The sequence below is a fragment of the Methylocystis sp. H4A genome (genome assembly GCF_015709545.1).
Taxonomy (GTDB): domain Bacteria; phylum Pseudomonadota; class Alphaproteobacteria; order Rhizobiales; family Beijerinckiaceae; genus Methylocystis; species Methylocystis silviterrae.
The window spans coordinates 101,934-115,740 of the sequence record NZ_JADNQY010000026.1; the positions used below are offsets into that span (position 1 = coordinate 101,934).

Annotated in this window: 7 protein-coding genes; all 7 read right to left on the reverse strand. The window is 61.0% G+C overall.

The window, feature by feature from the left end:
* Position 1 precedes the first annotated feature (1 nt).
* From IYW40_RS13550 to IYW40_RS13580, 7 genes are read right to left on the reverse strand one after another with little or no spacing between them, the layout of a single operon-like run.
* The gene (locus IYW40_RS13550; RefSeq protein ID WP_348644279.1) at positions 2-7,201 is read right to left on the reverse strand and encodes an amino acid adenylation domain-containing protein; all 7,200 of its coding nucleotides are present in this window, start codon (positions 7,199-7,201) and stop codon (positions 2-4) included.
* A gap of 44 nt (positions 7,202-7,245) precedes the next feature.
* On the reverse strand, positions 7,246-7,470 hold the full coding sequence (locus tag IYW40_RS13555; protein WP_196400898.1) for an MbtH family protein: 225 nt from the start codon (positions 7,468-7,470) through the stop codon (positions 7,246-7,248).
* 4 nt (positions 7,471-7,474) lie between these two features.
* On the reverse strand, positions 7,475-8,839 hold the full coding sequence (gene fes, locus IYW40_RS13560; RefSeq protein ID WP_196400899.1) for an enterochelin esterase: 1,365 nt from the start codon (positions 8,837-8,839) through the stop codon (positions 7,475-7,477).
* The gene (locus IYW40_RS13565) at positions 8,836-10,437 is read right to left on the reverse strand and encodes a PepSY-associated TM helix domain-containing protein (RefSeq protein ID WP_196400900.1); all 1,602 of its coding nucleotides are present in this window, start codon (positions 10,435-10,437) and stop codon (positions 8,836-8,838) included. The genes fes and IYW40_RS13565 overlap by 4 nt, the downstream gene beginning before the upstream one ends.
* Before the next feature lie 15 nt (positions 10,438-10,452).
* Positions 10,453-10,737, reverse strand: a complete 285-nt coding sequence (locus IYW40_RS13570) for a hypothetical protein (protein ID WP_196400901.1) — start codon at positions 10,735-10,737, stop codon at positions 10,453-10,455.
* Positions 10,734-11,021: a hypothetical protein gene (locus tag IYW40_RS13575; protein WP_196400902.1), complete on the reverse strand. Its 288-nt coding sequence runs from the start codon at positions 11,019-11,021 to the stop codon at positions 10,734-10,736. The genes IYW40_RS13570 and IYW40_RS13575 overlap by 4 nt, the downstream gene beginning before the upstream one ends.
* Positions 11,022-11,037: 16 nt before the next feature.
* Positions 11,038-13,470, reverse strand: a complete 2,433-nt coding sequence (locus tag IYW40_RS13580; RefSeq protein ID WP_196400903.1) for a TonB-dependent siderophore receptor — start codon at positions 13,468-13,470, stop codon at positions 11,038-11,040.
* Positions 13,471-13,807 lie beyond the last annotated feature (337 nt).

The window sequence follows — 13,807 nt, forward strand, 5'->3', positions numbered from 1 at the left end:
CCTAGCTCCTCGCCTCTCTGTCGCGCAGCAAGCCATTGAGGATTGGCCCCAAAGCCTGCAGGGAGCGCGGAGAGACAATGTCCGTGTGGGCGCAGTCCAGGACGACGACGTTGAGCTGGCCCACATAGGGACGCCAGGTCTCCTGGACGTCCATTCCCGGCGGCAAGGTCCGCCTCGCTACGAATAGCGTCGCCGCTCCGGGATAGCGCGCTGTCTTCGCGGTGGAGAGAAGACGCACTGAATCTTCGTAGTTCCTCATGATATTACCGAACATCTCGGCCTTCTCCTTCGCCAAGGCCGAGTCGAGAGCATCTTTGGAGGCGTTCATGAACAGCGCGCGCTCCTTCTCGATCTCTCGCTCTTCGTCTTCCGTCGGCGGTCTGCTCCAGTCCTGAATTTCTGGCGGATAGGTGTCGAGCAATCCGAGGAATTCGATGGCGTCGCCCTCTTCGACGAGTCGCGCGGCGATCGCCTGCGCCACAACTCCGCCAAGCGAATAGCCGAGCAGCCGGTAGGGTCCGCGAGGCTGTATGTTGCGGATCGTTTCGAGATGTCTCTTGCAGACCTCATCCATCGTATCGCAGACGGCGATGACTCCGTTCGGCCGCGGCGACTGGAGTCCGATCACGGGGCAGTCGCTTTGGAGATAGCGGGTGAGGACGCTGAACTGCCACGAAAAGCCTGACGCGGGGTGAATACAGATCAGCGGCGCATCGGCGCCCGAGCGAAGATGCAGCACTTCGCCGAAGCCCGCCTTGCGCTCTTCGCCCGCTTGTTCCTCGAAAAGCGCGCGCGCAAGCCGCTCAACGCTCGAATTGACGATGACTTCGCCAACGGAGACAGGCGTCTTGAATTCCGTCTCCAACTCCGCGGCGAGTTGCATAGCGAGCAAGGAATGTCCGCCGAGCGCGAAGAAGTCGTCGTCGGCGTTGACCTCATCAATTCCAAGAACACGCGCGAATATTTCTGAAAGAGTCGTTTCAATTCCCGGAAGCGGCTTGCGGCCTTGGCGATGAAGTGCGCTTCCCGGCGCCGGCAACGCCTTCCTGTCCAGTTTGCCGCTGGCGTTCAGCGGAAATTCCTTGAGGCAGATGACAGCCGTCGGAGTCATATGGCCTGGGAGACGACGCAAAAGCGCGCTGCGCAACGCCTCGCCATCAAGCTCCGTATCTCTTGATGGAACGACATAGACGATCAACTGACGCTCATCGGCGCCGCCGCCGACTCGTTCGCCCGTCGCTCTTGCAATGACTGCGGCCTGCGCGACGCCGGGCTGCTCCAGCAGCACGCTTTCGATTTCGCCGAGTTCGATCCGCTGACCGCGGATCTTGATCTGGTCGTCGCCTCGACCAAGATATTCGATGGTTCCGTTCGCGAGCCAGCGGACGATATCGCCTGTACGATACATTCTCCCGCCGTCCGCAAAAGGATCGGCGACGAACCGACCGGCCGTGAGCGACGGGCGGCCGAGGTAACCATCGGCAAGTTGCACGCCAGAAAGATAAAGTTCGCCAGCGACTCCGACGGGCGTCGGCCGAAGCCAACCGTCGAGAACCCGCAGGCCTGTGTTCCACACAGGTCTGCCGATGGGAACGCTGGCCGCCTCAGCAGCGTCGTCTGCGCCTACTCCGCAGGCCTGTTGATAGGTGACGTCGACGGCCGCCTCCGTCGGACCGTAGAGGTTATACAAAGGCGCGCCAAACAGCGTCTCATAGGACCGGACCAATTCCTTTGACAGGGCTTCGCCGCTGCAGAAGACGAGACGCAAACTGCTGGAGTCCGCCGCATGGGCGGACTCGGATTTGCCCGTCGCGACGAAGGTCGCGAGCATTGATGGAACGAAATGGATCACGCTGACCCGGTGGTCCTGAATGAGCCGAAGTAGCTCGCGTGGATCACGATGCGCTTCGGGCGGGGCGACGACGAGACGCGCGCCCGTAATCAGCGGCCAAAAAAATTCCCATACTGAAACATCGAAGCTGCTTGGCGTCTTCTGCAAAACGACGTCGTCAGCGCTCAGTCGGTACTCATGCTGCATCCAGCGCAAACGATTGACGATCGCGTTGTGAGAGACCGTCACGCCCTTAGGACGACCCGTCGAGCCGGAGGTATAGATGACATAGGCTGCATCGTCGGGGCTTGGGCGGATTACGCTCTTTAAGCTGTCTTCGTTCGGACCATCCAACAGCTCATCATAGACGAGCGATGCGCCCAATTGCTCGAAGCGCTCCTGCAGATCACGCGTCGTGACGATGAGGCGAGGTCGAGCGTCTTGCACCATGTAAGCAAGACGTTCTTCCGGATAGCTGGTGTCGAGCGGCAGATAGGCGGCGCCCACTTCTTGCGCGGCCATCAGCGCGATGACGAGTCGAACAGAGCGCGGCAGCGCAATCGCGACGATGTCGCCGGTCGTGACGCCGATGGCCAAGAAGTTGCGCGCGAGCGCCGTCACTTGCCGCCGAACCTCACGGTAGGACAGCGCATGATCGCCGTCGACCAGCGCTATGGCGTCCGGCGTGCACTGCGCCTGGTCCGCCAGCAGTTCGCACAGGGTGCTCGGATGATTCGCCACCTTCGTCGTGTTGACGCGCGCGAGCAGATCTCGCTCCTCTGGGAGCAGAACGTCCATCGCAGAGAGCGGCGCGTCGGGTCGGTCGACGATCTGCTCCAGCAGTCTCGTCACACGGCAGGCAATGCGCTCCGGCTCCTTGACGCCTTCGCGATATTCGAGCCGCAGCTCCAGTTCGCGGCCCGGCAGAACCATCAGCGTCAAAGGATAATGCGTATAGCCGCGGTTTCGGGCGCCGACGCATCGCAGACCGCCAAAGTCCGCTGCGAACAGGTTCGCGTCTTCCGGATAATTCTCCACCACGAGCAATGTGTCGAACAGGTTCGGAACACCGCACAGCCGCTGGATCTCGCCAAGCCCAACGCCGTCATGCTCCAGCAGGCGAATTTGCCGCTGCTGGACATTGGCAAGCTGCTCGAGCAGCGGCTGATCCGGGCGCAGCCGCAAGCGGACCGGCAGCGTGTTGGTGAAAAGTCCGATATGCGCTTCGACGCCTTCGATCGCCTCGGAACGGCCCGACATTGGCGATCCGAAGACGACATCGTTGCGACCCGTCATTGCTGCAAGGAATGCGCCCCACACGCCTTGCATCAACGTGTTGAGCGTCAGCCCGCGGCTGCGGCGCAGCGCCTCCAGCTCTTCCAGGAACCCGGGCCGAAGATTAAGCGGCAGCTCATGAATGGCGTCGAAGCGCTTCGTGTCTTCAAACAGCAATGTCGGCGCAACGCCCTGCAGCGCCTCTCGCCATGCGAGACGCGCTGGGGCCGGGTCGCGGCTTGCGAGGCGACGCACGACTGTCGGATAATCCGGCGTGAGAGGCGGCAGCGCATGACCCGCATAGGCGCCGAGCAGCTCCCGCAGCATGATCGTTGAAGACCAGCCGTCGCCGATCAAATGATGCGAGCAGATGAGCAGAACATGCCTGTCTGCGGCAAGGCACACGAGCGTCGCCTGCGCCATCATCCGCTCCTGCGCCTCGGCGCCAAGAAACTCCCGATCGAGCTCCGCCCGCTCGAGACGATCGAGTTCGGCGAACTGCTGCTCTTCATCGCATGCGTCGAGATTGCAACGCTTCCATGGCCAGTGACGTAGACTGGAACCCTCATCGAGCAGCGGAAGGATTTGCAGCGCCGCGCCGTGTTGAACGTCGAAGATGGCGGCCAGCTGAGGGTGGCGGCGGAGCAGCGTCTCCAGCGCATCCTTAAGTCTTTCGACGTCAAGCGGACCTGCGATGTCAAAGCGGGAGATTGCGTTGTAGCGGCTGGCTTGCTCGCCGAGCCGGGCATGGAACAGCAGTCCTTCTTGCAACGGCAATGCAGGCAATACGGCGGCGATTGGACCGTAACGCTCCCGCAACGCATCTAGCTCCGCCTCGCTGATTTCGTTGGACTCAAGAGTTGCTACGGACGGCGTGGGCGCCTGCGACTCGAGCGCCTGAGCCATGCGCGCGACGCTTCGGCATTCAAAAATGTCACGCGGACGCAACAGGGCGCCGCGCCGACGCAGCGCCGTGCAAAGGCCTATCGCGGAAATGCTGTCGCCGCCCAGAAGAAAAAAATCATCATCGGCGCCGACGTGGTCCACGCGCAAGATGCCAGCGATAAGTTCGGCCAGCATCGTTTCGCGTCCGGGAAGCGGCTGACGACTTTTTGATTGAGCCGCCTCGGACGGATCGGGCAAAGCCTTCCGATCGAGTTTGCCGTTGGCGCTCAGCGGAAATTCTTCCAAAACCATGATCGCAACCGGCGTCATATAGGCCGGAAGGCCCTTCCCCAGCCCCGCGCGAAGCGCTTCGCCGTCGAGCGCGTCGCCGGGCATTGCGGGCGTGACATAGCCAATCAACTGGCGCGCATCGGACGCGAGCGCCGCCGCCTCTCCACCGCCAAGAATTCGCGCGACGACGGCCGCCTGCCCGACGCTAGGCTGGTCCCGCAAAGCGCTTTCGATTTCGCCGAGCTCGATTCGCTGGCCGCGAATTTTCAGCTGATCGTCGCTACGACCAAGATAATCGACGGTTCCGTCAGGCAGCCAGCGCGCGATGTCGCCGGTGCGATACATGCGTTCGCCGTTGGCCTCCGGGTCGGCGACGAATCGGCTGGCGGTCAGCGAAGCGCGGCGCCTATAGCCTTGCGCGAGTTGCGCGCCCGTCAGATAGAGATCGCCGGCGACGCCGATCGGCGCAGGACGCAAGCGCGCGTCCAATATGCGCAAGCCTGTGTTCCACAACGGGCGCCCGATCGGCACGCCCGGTCCACGCGCCGACGCGAGCGCTTGTCCGAATGCAGGTTGATAGGTCACCTCGACCGTCGCTTCGGTCGGTCCGTAAACATTATGAAGCGGGGCGTGAAACAGGTTCTCGAAAGCTTCAGCGAGTTCCTTCGACAAGGCCTCCCCAATGCAAAACACCGCACGCAGACTTATTGCGTCGCGCGCGGCGTTCGCCGTCGTCCGAACGCCGGCGACAAAGGCGGCAAGCAGCGACGGGACGAAATTCATGGTCGTGATTCGATAGTCGCGAATGACCTGAAGCAGCGCTTCCGGATCACGGTCGACTTCTTCCGGCGCCATCACGAGACGCGCGCCGCACGTCAGCGGCCAGAAGAACTCGCCGACCGAGACATCGAAGCTGCAGGGCGTCTTCTGCAACATAACGTCATCGGCGGTCAGCGAGTATTCGTCTTGAAGCCAGTACAGGAGATTGACGATCGCGCCGTGAGAGACAACGACGCCCTTCGGCTTCCCGGTGCTGCCTGACGTGTAGATGATATAGGCCGGGTGGCCGGTTGTGAGCGCCGTGTTGGGCGCGAACGAATGTTCTTCGATGTCGGGCGTGAGTTCATCGAAAATCAGAACCCGCCCCATCTTTTCGAAGCGGCTTCGCAGATTCTCACAGGTGATGATCAAGCGCGGCGCTGCGTCCTCGACCATAAAGGACAGTCGCTCGTCGGGATAATTGATGTCGAGAGGCAGGTATGCGGCGCCCGTCTCCAGCACCGCCATGATCGCAAGGCTCAAATGAACGGAACGGGGAAGCGCCACGGCGACATGGTCTTCGGCGACCACCCCCGCGTCTGCAAGCATTTGCGCTAGTCGAGAGACCTGGCGCCGAACCTCCCGATAAGTGAACGCATGGTCTGCATCAACGAGCGCTATAGCGTCTGGCGTCTTTGCCGCCTGGGCGGCGAGCATGTCGCATAATGTTAGCCGTGGAACATCTTTTGCGGTGTCGTTCGCCGCCGCGATCAGCGCGCGCTCGCCTTCGGTCAGGAGCGGCGACGCGCCGATCGCAAGCTTGGGATCTTCCGCGAGGCGCTCCACGAGGCAGGCGAGCCTCTTCGCGTGCAATTCCAGATCTTGCTTGTCGTAGCGATCGCTATTCGCGACGAGATCGATCGTCAACCTGCCGTCGTCAACATAAAGATCGACTTCCACGTCTTCGACTGGCCCCGACGCCAGCTGATGCGTCACGCCCGCGACGCCATCGAAATCAAGCCGATAATCGAACATCTTGAGATTGAGCATCGGCCCGTAGAGCGATCGATCCGAACCAACCAACCCAAGATTTCGCCGCAGCTGTTCGGCTTCGTACCGTTGGCGCCGGCGCACCGCCTTCAATTCGGAGGCAAGCGCTGTCGCCGCCTCCGACAGCAACATCGATGGTGCGATGCTCAGCTGTACAGGAAGGACGTTGACGACAGGACCTGCGGCGAAGAGCGCAATGGATCCCATGCGTCGCATAAAGGGCATGCCGACCGTCAATCGCGTCGCGCCGCTCATCCGATGCAGATACGCAAAGACGGCCGCCATCGCCATTTCGACGCCGGAGACGCGAACCGCGGCGCCTTGCGTCTCGAACGCCGTCATAACGTCTGGCGGAAGAGATATTCTTCGCCGCAGCGGCAAGGACACAGCCCCGGCCTGCGGGGTCCTCGCGCTCGGCTGCGACAATGCGATCGGGGTCGGCAGATTTTGGGCGTGGTCCAGCCAAAAGCGTCGGTCTGCTTCCTGCGCCTTCGAGCCCTCGTAGGATTGGTATTCTTCGACCACCTCAGAGAAGGAAGTGAAAGGCGAATCCCCTAACGGCTTTCGGCGCCTTAGCGTCGTATAGATCTCAGCGATGCGCCGCGCGATGGCCGTAAAGCTGAAACCGTCGACCATCATATGGTGGTATCGCTGGTACCAAAACCAACGCTCGCCAATCGATGTTTCACCGAGGCGAATCAGAACGTGCCGGTAAAGCAACGCGTCGCCATCCAACGACAGATCCGCCGCCAGATCGGCGCGCATGAAGGCAAGCGCTGCAGCCTCCGGATCGGGCTCTTCGCTAAGGTCAACGACATCCGGATCGGGCAAGTCCTCCGCGTTTCTGCGTTGAGGAATGATTTGCGAGAGCCGGCCCTCTGCCTCGATAAACCGTGCATGAATCGTATCAGCCTCGGAAAGTCCGATGCGAATGGCCAGGCGGAAAGATTCGACATCCACGGCGCCCTTCAACTCTACGTATTGCGCGACGATGAAGGCGTTTCGCGTCGGGGAAACTTGATCCCCCATCCAGATGCCCGGCTGCGCGGCAATGAGGGGGAGTTCAAGCTCACTCGGCACGGAAGGTCGCAAAGGCGGAGCAAGAAGCACTTGTCGTTCCTCTCGAAAGAAAGGCTGACTAGGAAGTCATTCGGTTAGCGCGGACGAAAAGCGTCACGAAGCGACTGCGGGCGCATGTCGGTCCAATATTCATCGACGAATTTTACGCAGTCGTTCCGATCGCTGGGACCGAAGAGCCGTCGCCAGCCCGCGGGCTGTGGGGCGAATGTCGGCCACAGACTGTGCTGGCCCTGGGAATTGACCAGAACGAGGAACGTAAGGCTTTCGTCGTCGAATGGGTTTGGCTGCGCGTCGTTCACACATTCACTCCGTCGCGTTTGTAATTGCTAATCTTGAGGCGTCCGAGCGAGACGCCGGAGCGCCAGCTGGCGCGGCACGATGGTCGGCGAGCAGAAAGGACAGTCCGTCGAGCAATCCGCCACGCCAGCAAAGCGGATCGTGCCCGCCCGAATAGACGCGATAGTGGGCGTCGTGCCCTGCGTCGATGAGAGTCCGATGAACGCGGTCGCTGGCGACGCGAATGATTTTCTCAAAGCTTCCAGCCTCAAGGAAGACGCGAAGACGGGAAGCGCCGCTTTTGCTGCTCTCGATCAAATCGGCGACGACGTCTCGCGCATCGCCGAGAGTATCAGGAACGTGCGGCCGCAGATCCTCCCGCGCATAACCTCCCGGCCACCAAAACGAGCCAGATTGGCTGAGCACGCAACCAAAACACTCTGGCGAGCGAAGGCCGGCGAAAAGCGCCGCAAGTCCGCCAAAACTCTGTCCAGCGATGACGGTCTTGCTCGGATCGTGGCCGTACGGCGCGAGGCCTGCCACGATTGGCAAAAGCTCCCGCTGAACGGCCTCCAGAAAGGCTTCGTCACACGCGAGTTCGCGACGACGCATGTCTGCGTTGAGCGAATCGATGAGCACATAGACGCTGGGCGGGAGCAAGTCGGCGAGCGTGGCATGGTCCAGGGCAGCGAAGACCGGCATGGCTTCGGCCCAATATTGGCCGTCCAGGAGCACGACGAGAGGAAGCTTGCTTTCTTTAGGCGTCGCGCCCGTGCGATAAATCCAAACACGGCGGCTGTTGCGCAGCCGAGCGCTGTTCCATTCCATTCGATGCAGGCGGCTCTGATCGGCCGCGGGTCGGCTGTTGCGGTCGACGTCTCGCCATGCCGTTTGCAACGGCGCCTGTGGAAGATGTGCGGCGGATAACGGCTGTCCGCGCAGGCCGACATGGCTAAGGTTGGGGTTCAACGAATCGGTCTGAGCGAACTTTAGTGCGGCGCGCCACCAATCCTTCGGCGACATTTCGCTTTCAGCGCCGCGCGCGCCATGGAGATGGTTGTCATCGAGAGGAATGAAGCAATAGCTTCCGCGCCATTCAGCCTCTACCTCGAAGGACCAATGCCAGACATCCGTTCCGGCGATCCGCTCCAAAGAGGCGGGTTCATTACTATGATGATCAGTGACTGAGCAGATATCGATATAGACGCATCGAGTCCTTGAGGTCGTCGCATCGCCGTCAGGATCACGCCACAAGAACAAGACGCGCGCCCGGTCCCCGCCTATCGCCTGGACAATTGGACAGCCTTCGATGGCGACCCGACGCCACCAGCGATCGGAACCCACGTCTCGGCCGAAACGGCCTTTCAACAATTGCTGGCAAGGCGTCGTCATCGCGCCGCCTCCTGCAATTGCCGGTGAGACGCGGCCCAAACACTGTCTGCAGGCCCATATTGCACGCGATGAGCTGCGGAGCGCGCCATCCAGACGAAGCATAGGGCGGCGGAAAGCGCGACGAGGTCGACGCCGAGCGCGGCCATGCTCGCCGAGCCTTGCATGCCGAGCGCAGGCGATGCCCAACTGAACAGTGAGGTGAAAGGAATTGCTGCGGCGGCTATCGCGGCAAGCCAGAGAAGCTCAACGCCAGCCGCGGCCGCTCCCCTGAGAAACGACCAAACGACGCTCGCAAGGAACACGGCGTAATAAACGCCATTGTGCCACACATCGATGTTCGCGACGCGGCCGTTCAACCATTTCGCCGCCACGATCGTGATGGAGATCGCGCAGATCGCGCCGAGACAAACGCCGACCGTGGCGGCGGACATCAGCCGCGTCGATGTCTTCTGATTTACAGGCCCGCCGTTTCGCCGTTCAGTACGCCGGCGAGACTCAATCCAAAGCAAATTGCCGGAATAGAAGAGGAAGGCGCCCGCGATGCCGAGAAGAAAATAGCAGACGCGCACGACATCGCCGCCGAAGGTGGCGAAATGCAGGGCGAAAAACGTCGCCACGACGCCCGTCCAAGTTCCCTCTCTGCCTGGAAGATAGTCCGTGTTCACAATCTCGCCCGTGACCGGACTGATGACCGCAAACCCCTTTCCTCTCGTCATATAGCGGCTGTCGTATCCCCAAACTTGAACGGACGCGCCACGAAGCCCAGCGTTTCGGTAACGCATCTCGGCGGGGACGAAACTCGGCGACGCCGCCTTCACCCGCTCAAGGAGCGTGTTGACGGGCAGCATGGGCGCGGGTCGCTCGTCCTTCTTGACAGAGTTGAAGGGGTTGCTCGCGGCCATGATCGACTTCAGGCGCCCATCGTAGACGACGTAGTCGAGCGTGTCGTACAGCGGCTCGTGCAGGCAGAATACGACCGCGCTCAGCGCGATGACGATGTGGAACGGTAGGCTGACGATGCCTACGACATTATGCGCGTCAAGCCACATGCGCTTGAGATTGGGGCTTATCCGCAGGGCGAAGAGATCCTTAACGAGCGAAGGCAGAACGATGATCAAGCCCGACACAAGCGCGACGGCATAGACGGCGCTCACGACGCCCATGATGATCTCGCCGATGTCATTGGCGCCTGGAATGCCAGCGGTTCGGTGAATGTTGTCGACGAAGTCGGCAAGACTCGAGCGATATGACTGCGCCAGGCGCAAGTCGCCTTCGGGAGAGAGCTCCGCCGACCACGGCGTCTTGTCGTCCTTGCCTTTCCGCCATGTGAGGCGCGCCCAAAGATCTTCGGTATCGGTCAGATAAAGTGTGAATTCCTTCGCTGCGTCAGGCCGAGCGGCAAGCGTGTGCGCGATCAATTCATCCGATCGGGCAAGGACGGTGAGGCGGACTGGAGCCGGGGATGAAACCCAGCGCGCGAGCGGCTCGGCGAACACCGTGATGGAGCCGGCGTAGAAGGCGATGAACAGAAACATCCCGGCGGTGATGCCTGTCCACGTATGAACAACCTTATAGAGTCGAACAACGTCGCTGCGCATCGTGCGTTGTCCCAATTAGCGAAGGAGGAGGCGGCAGGCGAATAGGCCGGCGTATGCCAGTAGATTTACGCCGCCCAGCCAGAGCCAGGCGCGCATACCGCTCGAGAAGAAGAAACACAGGCTCAGCGTCGTCAGCCAGATCGGCGCGATCAGCCACATCACGAGCTGAAATTTATTTGGAGTCGCCAATCCGCCGGGACTGAGCCAGGCAAACAGCCCCGCAAGCGCGATCGCGAGGCTGAAGCCCAGAATGGCGCCGGCCGAGGTTTTGCTAATCCAATCGCGTCGGATCTGACTCATGGCGCCTTCCTGATGAAGGTTCGCAGCGCCCCCAGGCACGGAAAAGCGATGAACAGAAGCATGAGCAGGGCGAGCGTCCCGAAAATCGCAGTTGAAAGCTGAACCGTCCGACTCCACAGAAAAACGCCGAGAAGCAGCGCCGCCGCGCCAATGACGCCGCTCCACAAGCCAGGCAGCGGCCGCGACAGCCAGCGCTGGTTCCGCGCGCCGAGATAGAGGCTGGCGGCGCCCGTCGCGACGGAGATGCAGGATGCGAATTGAAGAGCTTCGGGCGAGAGATTCAACGTCCGCTCCCTATCCTTAGAAGTTGAACGTCGTCGACAGGAGGACCGTGCGCGGCGCGTCGAGCGTGGCGAAACCGTCGTTGTACGACCCAGACCAATAGCTATGGTCGAACAGATTGTTCACATTCGCCCGCATCGTCATATCCACGCCGTATATCTTCGTCGCATAGCGAACGCCCGCGTCGAAACGCGCCCATTCAGGAATTCGGTAATAGTTCAACGAGTCGACATAGAGGGCGCTCGTATAGATGACGCGGCCTTCCACGGTCACCCCGACCAGATAGGGAAGGTCCCATTCGCCATAGAAGTTCGCCTGCCATCTCGGAATGCCGAAGGCGTTCTTTCCGGTAGTCTTTCCGTCTGCACTCTGAGTGATGACGCCGATCATATAAGAGACGCCGCCGAGCACGCGGACGCCCGGGATCGGCTCGCCAAAGACGTTCCACTCGATGCCCTGATTGCGTTGTTGGACGGGCTTGTAACTGAGCAGGCCGCCCGTAGTCACGGTGGAAAGAGTCGGTTGCGTAATCTCGTAGAAGCTCAGGGTATTCGCGAGAATGCCCAAATCGAGCTTCGCGCCAGTCTCGATCTGCTTGGAGACGAACGGCGGGTACGTCTCATTGTAATTGGTTGCGGAGGGATTGGTGACTCGTAACCCCTGACTGAGGCCCTCGATATAGTTGGCGTAAAGCGACAGCCGATTGTCGAACGGCTTGACGATCAGCGCAAAGGCCGGCGAGAGACGATGGCTGTCATAGGCGTTCGTCTCTATGCCCGTATTGGCCTGGAACGTCTTGGTCATCACCCGCTGGCTGCGCAGGCCGCCGATGAGCTGGATGCGTTCATCGAAGGCCGAGATGGTGTCGGCGAAGGCGAGGCTCGCCAGATAGGTCTCTCCGGTCTTTCTCGGATCGGTCGCGAAATAGGGTTGGCCGAGACGGAACGCCGTGTTCGGCACGACCGGCGGAGGAGGCGCCTGAGGCGGCACGACGGGCACATAAATGTTGGAGCTGTATGGCGTGACAGCGCCGAATTCGGAACTACTGCTTAATTTCAGCGCCGAGGCGCTCAGCACGAATTGATGGTGCAGCGGTCCCGTGTCCAACTGGCCGCGAATGCCGCCCTGCGTCGACAGCGTATTGGTATAGCCGCGCAGATTGACGATTCGGGCTTTGGAGTAGTTGCCGAGCAGGTTCACGCCTTGCGCCTGGGTTCCATTGGTGAAGCCGAAGTTTCGGCTGTCCAGAAAGCCGATGCCGGCGAAAACGGTGACATTCTCAGCGACATCCAGTTCGCCGCGCGCGACGACGGCTGCATTCTCGAAACGCGCGTTGGAGCCGATGAAGAGATTCTTGCTTGAATGAGGCGCCGCGGCGACGCCGACGCCCGTGAAGCTCGCCATGAACGCGCTGCCGTTCTTGAAAATTTCTTGGCTGTGATAGGCGTCAATCGACAGCCTGACGCGCTCTTCACGGAAATCGAGCGCCAGCGCGTTCAGGCCCCGCACTTTCCACTGCTCGTCGAGCGCGGTCCCGCCGCTGCGATATACGCCGTTGTAGCGAATGCCGAACTGATTGTGGTCGCCGCCGCGCCGGCCGACGTCGATATGCGTGCCGAACTGAGAACTGGATGTGTAATCCGTGCTGACGCTGGTGATCGGCGCGTCGCCGGCATGTTTGGTGACGAGGTTGATCGAGCCGCCGACCGCGCCGAACGGCGCCATGCCATTGAGCAGCGCGCCCGGCCCCTTGAGCACTTCGACGCGCTCCAGGAATTCGGTCGGCACATGTCCGTCGGGCGAGAGACCATACATGCCGTTGAGCGCGAGTTCGCTGCCGAGCACCGGAAATCCGCGAATTCTGAAATTCTCGCGAATGTGCCCGGCCGACGTGGCCATGCGGACCGACGGATCGTTCTCCAAGACCTGCTGCAAGGTGCGCGCCTGCTGGTTTTCGATCAGCGCCGACGTGTAGCTCGTCATATTGAACGGCGTATCCATGAAATCGCGATTGCCGAGCATGCCGAGCCGGCCGCCGCGAGCGACCTCGCCTCCGGCATAGGCCGGTGGAAGATTGCCGATTTCGCCCGTTGGCGGAGACGGCGCAACGCCGCTTGCGCCGGAGAGGAGTGGAGGACCGACCTGCGGGGCGGCGGAAGTCGCGCCGTGCGGCGTCGAAGCCACGTGCGGTCTCGGGCCGCTCGGATGAACGCTGCTCGCCTGTGCGTTCGATGCGACAGGGCGTAGCGTTTGTTGCCGCGGTTTGGCTTGCGGTTTTTCGCGCGGCGCATCCACGGTCACCGGAGGCAATGTTTGCGAGCCGTTCTGCGCCAGGGCCGATGCGACTTCGAGAGCGATCACGACCGGCGCACCGAGACTACATACAAGCAGGGATTTTTTCCCGATCACCGAGATGTCCAGGCAGGAAAATCTGGAATGTTTCTTGGTCATTCTTCCGCCTCTACTATTGTGCAGCGCGATGCCTCGCTTTGTATGCTGCACATAGCGCGGATAATTTTTTTTCGTCAATTATGTAACCGTCATTTCGGAAGTATTTTAAGCGAAATGTGACATATGTACCATATATTACTTGTATTTATTCTCATTCCAAAGTAGCTAGTACTTTGTGCTTAAGTTGTAAACAAAGCGACTCGTACGCAGTCACCGTGCGGCGTCGAAGCCAGCAGAATCCGATCAGGCGGCGGACCGGTCCGAGGAGATCGCGAGGGCGGAGGTCTTTCTTGGGTCCGATCTCGCCAGCCACATCACGCTTCAGGATCTCGTGGTT

Coding starts and splice junctions, on each gene's coding strand:
- fes (WP_196400899.1), bottom strand. CDS start 8,839: ATGACGACGCCTTGCCAGCAATTGTTGAAAGGCCGTTTCGGCCGAGAC.
- IYW40_RS13565 (WP_196400900.1), bottom strand. CDS start 10,437: ATGCGCAGCGACGTTGTTCGACTCTATAAGGTTGTTCATACGTGGACA.
- IYW40_RS13580 (WP_196400903.1), bottom strand. CDS start 13,470: ATGACCAAGAAACATTCCAGATTTTCCTGCCTGGACATCTCGGTGATC.
- IYW40_RS13570 (WP_196400901.1), bottom strand. CDS start 10,737: ATGAGTCAGATCCGACGCGATTGGATTAGCAAAACCTCGGCCGGCGCC.